Raw genomic sequence first — 6,324 nt, forward strand, 5'->3', positions numbered from 1 at the left:
CTGGAGAAGTCGAGCGTCATCTGGGCGTAGTCGTTGGTCACCACCTGGCCGGTGGTGACGTCGACGATGGCGGGGACGGTGATCCCGCGCGGGTAGTCCGGGAAGCGGGCGAAGTAGGCCTCCTGCAGCCGCTCGATGCCGAGCACCGGGTCCCGGCCGTCCGGGTCGAGGTCGAAGGTCCACGAGCGCTCGTCGTGCGTCGGACCGGGCAGCCCGAGGGAGATGACGTCCTCCAGGCCGAGCAGCCGCCGCACGATGATGGTGCGGTTCGCCCACGGGCAGGCGCGGGCCGCGACCAGCCGGTAGCGACCCGGCTCCACCGGGTACCCGTCCGCGCCGTCACGGGTGATCCGGGTGGTGATGTAGTTGGTGTCGCGGGTGAACTCCTTGCCGGTGCTCACGTACGTACCCGGGGTGGTGTGCTCGTCCATGACCCGACCGTAACCCGCCGCGGCCCGCGGCGGTCGGTCGAGGTCAGAAGCGGGTGTCGCGCTCCACCACGCCCCGCTCGGCGGAGTACACCTCGGTGCCGGTGATGAACACCCGCTGCACCCGGGAGAACACGTCCAGCGGGTCGCCGGACCACACGACGACGTCGCCGTCCAGGCCCGGGCGCAGCGCGCCCACCCGGTCGTCGAGGCCGAGCATCTGCGCCGGGTTCACCGTCAGGGCACGCAGGGCGACGTCCCGGTCCAGGCCCTCCTTGACCGCGAAGGAGGCCTGGTGGACGAGGAAGTTGATCGGCACCACCGGCGCGTCGGTGGTGATCGCCACCTTCACCCCCGCCTCGGCGAGGCGCACGAGGTTGGCGATGTCCCGGTCGCGCAGCTCCACCTTGGAGCGGCTGGTGAGCATCGGCCCGAAGATCACCGGGACGTCCTTCTCGGCGAGGACGTCGGCGATGCGGGCGCCGTCGGTGCCGTGGTTGACGACGAGGCGGTAGCCGAACTCCTCCGCGAGCCGGATCGCGGTGGCGATGTCGTCGTGGCGGTGGGTGTGCTGGTCCCAGATGAGCTCGCCCTCGAGCACCGCGGCGAGGGCCTCCAGGCCCAGGTCCCGCTCCACCGGCTTGCCCTCGGCCAGCGCGTGGTCGCGCTTGGCGATGTAGTTCTGCGCCCGCACGAAGGCGTCACGGATGACCTTGGCGACGCCGAGCCGGGTGGAGGGGAGGGCCTTCTTGTCGCCGTAAACCCGCTTGGGGTTCTCCCCGAGCGCGGCCTTGACCGAGACCCGCTCGCGGAACACCTGCTCGTCGACGGTGCGCCCGCCCCAGGTCTTGACGGCGACGGTCTGCCCGCCGATCGGGTTGCCGGAGCCGGGCTTGACGACGGCGGCCGTCACCCCGCCGAGGAGGGCGTCGCGGAAGCCCTCCTCCTCGATGTTGATGGCGTCCAGGGCGCGCAGGGCCGCACCGTCGGGGTCGGTCATCTCGTTGACGTCGGCGCCGGCCCAGCCCTCGCCCTCCTCGTGGACGCCGAGGTGGGCGTGCGCCTCGACGAACCCGGGCAGCACCCACGAGCCGCGGGCGTCGACCACGGGCACCCCCTCGGGGACGGCGACGTCCCGCCCGACGGCGGTGATGACGCCGTCGACGACGAGGACGGTGCCGCCGTCGATCGGTTCGCCGTCGACGGGGACGACGCGGCCGCCGGTGACGGCGACGGAGCTGGTGCGGGTGCGGCGGGGCTGCGGAGAGGTTGTCATGTACCAGTCGTACCACCGTGGGAGGTGGCAGGCTGAGCCAGGAGACGGCGTCCTGCCGTCGCGGGGGAGGAGGCACACGATGGCACGAGGCGACCGGGACCGGGCCGGGGGACAGCCGCCGGGGGACCAGCGCGCGGCGGGCACGGAGCGGGCCGCAGGCGAGCCCGGGCGGCGGCCGGAGCGCAACCGGCTCGGCTGGATCGGGGTCACCGTGGCCGGCGTGCTCACGGCCTGGCGGGTGATCTACGCGGTCACCGCACCCGGCATGACGAACGTCGCCGCCTACGAGTCGGTCGACGTGCTGCTGACCATCGTGCTCGCGGTGGGTGCGGTGGTGCTCGGCATCGTCGCGCTCGGGCAGCGGGTGCAGCCGCGCTGGCCGGCGGTGGCGGCGCTGGCCGTGGGGACCTACGCGTTCGTCGTGGCCGTGGCGGGCTGGGTGGGCCAGCTCATGTACTGAGCCGGCCGGGTCAGCCCTGTGCGGCCTCCGCGAGGCGGGTGTGGGCCCGGATACGCAGCGCGATACCGCCGAGGATCGCCGAGAGCAGCGAGCCGAGGAGCACGCCCACCCGGGCGTGGCTGCCCTCGACGGACGCCGGGTCGAAGGCGAGCTGGGCGATGAGCAGCGAGACGGTGAAGCCCACGCCCGCGAGCAGGCTCATCCCGACCATGTCCTTGAGGTTGAGCCCCTTGCCCAGCACGAGCGGGGTGAGGAGGACGAGCAGCGCGGTGCCACCCCAGATCCCCAGCAGCTTGCCCAGCGGCAGACCGAGGGAGATCCCCACGGACACCGGGTCGGTGACGACGCCGAGGAGGCCGCCGGCGTCGACGACGTTCACCCCGGCGGCGAAGAACGCGAAGATCGGCAGCACGACCCCGGAGGAGATCCAGCCCACCCGTGCGCCGAAGCGGTGGGTGAGCGGCTCGCGCTCACCCGGGCGGGCCACGGCGGGCACGACCATGCCGAGCAGCACGCCGGCGATGGTGGCGTGGACGCCCGAGGCGTGCATGCACGCCCAGGCGACGACACCGACCGGGACGAGCAGCCACCAGGCGGTGATGCCGCGGCGCACGAGCACGGCGAAGACGGCGACGGCGAGGAACGCGGCGCCGAGGAGCAGGAAGTTCAGGCCCCCGGCGAAGACGACGGCGATGATGACGATCCCGATGAGGTCGTCGACGACGGCGAGGGTGAGGAGGAAGGTGCGCAGCGCCGGCGGGAAGCCGCGGCCGAAGATGCCGAGCAGGGCGACGGCGAAGGCGATGTCGGTGGCCACCGGCACCGGCCACCCGTCCCAGATCCCCGACCCGGTGACGGCCTGGACGACGAGGTAGACGGCGACCGGCCCCGCGACACCGAAGAACGCCGAGATCACCGGCACGGCTGCGGTCCGGATGTCACGCAGCGAGCCGGTGACGAACTCCTCCTTGAGCTCCAGACCGACGACGAAGAAGAAGATGGCGAGCAGCCCGTCGGAGGCCCAGGCGGCGAGGCTGAGGTCGAGGTGGAGGCCTGCCGGTCCGAAGGTGACACCGGACAGGTCCGCGTAGACCGCCCGCCAGGGGGAGTTGGCCCACACGAGCGCGAGCAGCGCCGCCGCGAGGAGGACCATCCCGGCGAAGGTCTCGTTGCCCAGCTTCTCGCGGTAGGCGGCGAGCGGGCCGCGACGGGAGGTCTGGCTGGACATGGTGGCAGGCCTTTCTGGGGACGGAAGACGGCGTGCGCCCACCTTACGGGGACGTGGGGGAGAACGGCCGGTGGCCGGGAGGGCGTGGTCGCTCTCCCGGCCACCGGCGTGACGTGCGGGTGGGGCTACATCAGGCCCATCGTCGTCGGCAGCCAGACGGAGAGCTGCGGGACGAACACCACGACGAGCAGCGCTAGGATGATGGCGAGGAGGAACGGCCACAGCCGGGTGATGACCGGCTCGATGCGCAGCCGGGCGATCCGTGCCCCGACGAAGAGCACGTTGCCGACCGGCGGGGTGATCACACCCACCGAGAGGTTCATCACGACCATCGCACCGAAGTGGACCGGATCCACCCCGAACTCGGTGACGATCGGCAGGAAGATCGGCACGAAGATGAGGATGGCCGGCGTCGGGTCCATGAAGGTCCCGACGGCGAGCAGGACGACCATCATGATGATGAGGACGACGACGCTGGAGTCGGTGAAGCCGAGCACGGCGTCGGAGATGATGTCCGGGATCCGCGCGAAGCTCATGACGAAGGACAGCGCCGTGGAGACCGCCACGAGCAGCATGACGATGGCCGTGGTGCGGCCGGCGTCGACGAGGATCGCCGGCAGGTCACGCAGCTTGATGCTCCGGTAGACCGCCGCGAGCACGAGGCAGTAGACCACGGCGATCGACGCCGACTCGGTGGCGGTGAAGTAACCGGTGAGGATGCCGCCCACCACGATGATGATCATGAGGAGCGAGGGAACCGCCCGCCACAGCACGCGCATCGCCTGGGAGAAGCTCACCCGCTCGGTGGCCTTGAGCCGGCCCGGCTGCTTCCGTGCGTAGAGGTAGACGACGATCATGCAGGCGAAGGCCCACAGCAGGCCGGGGAAGAGACCGGCCATGAACAGCGCCGCGATCGACGTGCTGGAGACCAGCGAGTAGACGATGAACGTGTTCGACGGTGGGATGAGCATCCCGGCGGGCGCCGAGGCGACGTTGACCGCCGCGGCGAAGCGCCGGTCGTAGCCCTCCTTGGCCATCCGCGGGCTCATGACGTTGCCGACCGCGGCCGCCGCGGCGACGGCCGCTCCGGAGACGGCGCCGAACATGGAGTTCGCCACGACGTTCGTCTGGGCGAGCGAGGCGGGCATGCGCCCGGTGACCACCTTGGCGAAGTCGACGAGCCGGCCGGCGATGCCGCCGTTGTTCATGATGACGCCGGCCAGGACGAACAGGGGGATGGCGAGCAGCGGGAAGGAGTTGATTCCGGTGAACATCCGCTGGGCGGTGACGAGCACCGCCTGCTCCATGCCCAGGAGCGGGATCGCGGCGAGGAAGGACGCCGTGCCGATGACGATGGCGATCGGCAGCGAGAAGACGATCCCGATGACGATGACGACGAGCAGGGTGAGCCCTGCCAGGGTTGCCGGGTCCATCATGCCTCCGTCTTCGGTCCGGCCGGGTCGTCACCGCGGCGCTCGGTCTCGTCCGGGTCGAGCAGGATGCTGTCGACCTCGTCCAGCCCGCGCGGCTCCGGTTCCACGGTGGTCGCCGGCACGAGCTCGTCCTCGTCGCTGTGGTCGCCGTAGGGCAGCTGGGTGTTCCGGGCGACGGCCTGGATGTAGTACAGGGAGTAGAACGCGATGAGCGCTCCGGAGATCGGCAGGGCCAGGTACATCTGGCCCAGCGTGAAGGGCAGCGCGGAGAGGTTCTGCAGCCAGGCGTTCTGCGAGGCCCGCCAACCGCCCCAGACGAGGACGATGACGGCGAAGGCCAGGACGACCAGCTGGACGAGGACCGAGACCACCCGCTCACCGCCCACGGGCAGCTTGCGGACGACGAACTCGACCGCGATGTGGCCGCGCTCGCCGAAGACGAACGCCGAGGCGAACAGGCCGAGCCACACGAAGGTCATGCGGGCGCCCTCCTCCGTCCACGTGCTCGGGTCGTGGAGCACCTGGCGGCTGAAGATCTGCCAGACGACGACGACGACGAGCAGCGCGAAGAGGACGACGGTGATCCAGTACAGGACCCTGTCCAGGACTTTCTTGGCGCTATCCACGCTTCACCTCCATGAGTGTGTGGCTCGGCCGGTCCATCAGTTCGCTGCCGCCCGGGCCGCGTCGTAGAGCTGCTGCTGGGTCTCGGTGGTGATGAACTCGGCGGCCAGCGCCTCCAGCGGCTCGGCGAAGGCGGCCTCGTCGACCTCGGTGAAGGTCGCGCCACCGGCCTGGGCGCCCTCGATGGCCTCCTGGGTGGCCTCCTCCCACAGCTGGGTGTGCTCCTCGTAGGCAGCCTGCCAGCCGGCCTCGAAGGCCGCACGGTCCTCGTCGGACATGCTGTTGAGGAGCTCGGTGTTGATGATGAGGTAGTCCAGGCCCACGAGGTGGTTGGTGTAGGACCAGTACGGCGCGACCTCGTAGTGGCGCTGGGTGAAGTAGGACACCTCGTTGTTCTCCGCGGCGTCGACCACCCCGCCCTGCAGGCCGGTGTAGAGCTCGCCGTACGCCATCGGGGTGCCGGCGCCGCCGAGCGCCTCGGCCATCGCGATGTGGAGGTCCGACTCCTGGACGCGGATCTTCTTGCCCGCGAGGTCCTCCGGGGTCTCCACCGGCCCGAAGGTGGTGTAGATCGAGCGGGCGCCCTGGGTGAAGCCGCCGAGCACGGTGATGTTGTTGGAGTCCTCGAGCGAGGCGTAGAGGTCGCCGGTGATCTCCGGGTCGTGGATGACACTCATCTGGTGGTCGACGTCGTCGAAGACCTTCGGCAGGTTGAAGACGACGAAGTCCTCGTTGAGGTTCTCCAGCTGGGTGCCGGAGACGATGGCCAGGTCGACGGACCCGTCGGAGACGAGCTGCAGGGCCTCGGCCTGGGCGCCGAGCGTCTCGTTCGGGAAGACGTCGATGCTCCAGCCGTCGGTGTTCTCCTCCAGGTA

At 70.7% G+C, this 6,324-nt stretch carries 6 protein-coding genes and 1 pseudogene; 1 reads left to right on the forward strand and 6 read right to left on the reverse strand.

Features of this window, described 5'->3' with window-relative positions; translation table 11 throughout:
* Both Q0195_RS01330 and Q0195_RS01335 read right to left on the reverse strand, forming a co-directional pair.
* Positions 1-431: pseudogene (locus Q0195_RS01330) on the reverse strand (glutathione S-transferase family protein); the annotation flags it as partial.
* Between the two features lie 43 nt (positions 432-474).
* A complete protein-coding gene (locus tag Q0195_RS01335; RefSeq protein WP_299273521.1) occupies positions 475-1,704 on the reverse strand; it encodes an amidohydrolase in 1,230 nt (409 codons plus the stop codon).
* 79 nt (positions 1,705-1,783) lie between these two features.
* Between Q0195_RS01335 and Q0195_RS01340 the strand changes: the two genes are divergently transcribed.
* Positions 1,784-2,164, forward strand: a complete 381-nt coding sequence (locus Q0195_RS01340; protein ID WP_299273523.1) for a hypothetical protein — start codon at positions 1,784-1,786, stop codon at positions 2,162-2,164.
* A 10-nt stretch (positions 2,165-2,174) separates the two neighbouring features.
* Here the strand turns inward: Q0195_RS01340 and nhaA are convergent, their stop codons facing one another.
* The 4 genes from nhaA to Q0195_RS01360 all read right to left on the reverse strand — a co-directional run.
* Entirely contained in the window at positions 2,175-3,392 is a 1,218-nt protein-coding gene (gene nhaA, locus Q0195_RS01345) for a Na+/H+ antiporter NhaA (RefSeq protein WP_299273526.1), read from the reverse strand.
* 125 nt (positions 3,393-3,517) lie between these two features.
* Positions 3,518-4,825: a TRAP transporter large permease gene (locus tag Q0195_RS01350; protein WP_299273529.1), complete on the reverse strand. Its 1,308-nt coding sequence runs from the start codon at positions 4,823-4,825 to the stop codon at positions 3,518-3,520.
* Positions 4,825-5,451 (reverse strand): TRAP transporter small permease, encoded by a 627-nt coding sequence (locus Q0195_RS01355; protein WP_299273532.1) that lies wholly within the window; start codon positions 5,449-5,451, stop codon positions 4,825-4,827. Before Q0195_RS01355 ends, Q0195_RS01350 begins: the two co-directional genes overlap by 1 nt.
* 36 nt (positions 5,452-5,487) lie before the next feature.
* Positions 5,488-6,324, reverse strand: an 837-nt coding sequence (locus Q0195_RS01360; protein ID WP_299273535.1) for a TRAP transporter substrate-binding protein, incomplete at its 5' end; no start/stop codon positions are given.

This window comes from uncultured Georgenia sp., from assembly GCF_937958535.1.
Lineage (GTDB): Bacteria > Actinomycetota > Actinomycetes > Actinomycetales > Actinomycetaceae > Oceanitalea.

Coding starts and splice junctions, on each gene's coding strand:
- Q0195_RS01350 (WP_299273529.1), bottom strand. CDS start 4,825: ATGGACCCGGCAACCCTGGCAGGGCTCACCCTGCTCGTCGTCATCGTC.
- Q0195_RS01335 (WP_299273521.1), bottom strand. CDS start 1,704: ATGACAACCTCTCCGCAGCCCCGCCGCACCCGCACCAGCTCCGTCGCC.
- Q0195_RS01340 (WP_299273523.1), top strand. CDS start 1,784: ATGGCACGAGGCGACCGGGACCGGGCCGGGGGACAGCCGCCGGGGGAC.
- nhaA (WP_299273526.1), bottom strand. CDS start 3,392: ATGTCCAGCCAGACCTCCCGTCGCGGCCCGCTCGCCGCCTACCGCGAG.